The organism is Streptomyces sp. NPDC002574, from assembly GCF_042889545.1.
Lineage (GTDB): Bacteria > Actinomycetota > Actinomycetes > Streptomycetales > Streptomycetaceae > Actinacidiphila.
In genome coordinates, this window is the sequence record NZ_JBIARB010000035.1 from 1 (window position 1) to 1,106 (window position 1,106).

Genomic DNA, 1,106 nt, shown 5'->3' on the forward strand with positions numbered 1-1,106 from the left:
GGGTTGCGTCCTTGGAAGTGGTGTACGGGTTCCCACCTGATGCGGGTGTTTGTCTCGGCGTTGGAGTGAGTCCCCGGATAGAAAGACGGCCACCGGCTGATCTTCGAGATGTCTAAGGCTCGAAGGAGATCAGCACGATGACCGCACCAGACAGTCTGCCCCTGCACGCCCTGGCCGAGGAGAACCTCGCAGCGGCGAGTCCCGATCTGCTCCGCGCGATGGTCAAGACGTTCGCCGACGCGCTGATGTCCGCGGAGGCCGATGCCCTCTGCAATGCCGAGTACGGGCAGGTCAGCGTCGAACGCGTCAACCACCGCAACGGCTATCGCCCGCGCGAGTGGGACACCAGGGCCGGAACGGTCGAGCTGGCCATCCCCAAGCTCCGCAGCGGCAGTTATTACCCGCACTGGCTGCTGGAACGGCGACGCCGGGCCGAGCAGGCCCTCATCAGTGTCGTCGCCACCGCCTACCTGCTCGGGGTCTCCACCCGCCGGGTCGAGAAGCTCGCCGAGTCCCTCGGCGTGACACAGCTGAGCAAGTCCCAGGTCAGCGCGATGTCCAAGCACCTGGACGACCAGGTCGCCGCGTTCCGCAACCGGCCCCTGGACGCCGGACCGTATGCGTATCTCTGGGTCGACGCGCTGACCCAGAAGGTCCGCGAAGGCGGCCGCATCATCAACGTCCACGCGCTGATCGCGGTCGGTGTCAACGCCGACGGACACCGCGAGATCCTCGGCCTGGACGTCGCCACCGCCGAGGACGGCGTCGGCTGGCTGGCCTTCCTGCGCTCGCTCATCGCCCGCGGCCTGGGCGGCGTCCAGCTGGTGGTCTCCGACGCCCACACCGGCCTGGTCGACGCGATCGGTGCGACCCTGCCCGGCGCCTCATGGCAGCGCTGCCGCACCCACTACGCCCGCAACCTGCTCGGTCAGGTGCCCAAATCAGCCCAACCGTGGGTGGCCACGCTGCTGCGGACGGTCTTCGAACAGCCCGACGCCGACGCAGTCCAGACCCAGATGACGCAGGTCCTGGACACCCTGGAGGGGAAGTTCCCCAAGGCCGCCGAGCACCTGGACGCCGCCCGGCACGACCTGCTGGCCTTCACC

General features: G+C 68.4%; 1 protein-coding gene. It reads left to right on the forward strand.

What is annotated here, in order from left to right; translation table 11 throughout:
* Positions 1-137: 137 nt before the first annotated feature.
* The coding region (locus ACFYXS_RS39560; protein ID WP_389256657.1) for an IS256 family transposase at positions 138-1,106 on the forward strand (969 nt) is incomplete at its 3' end.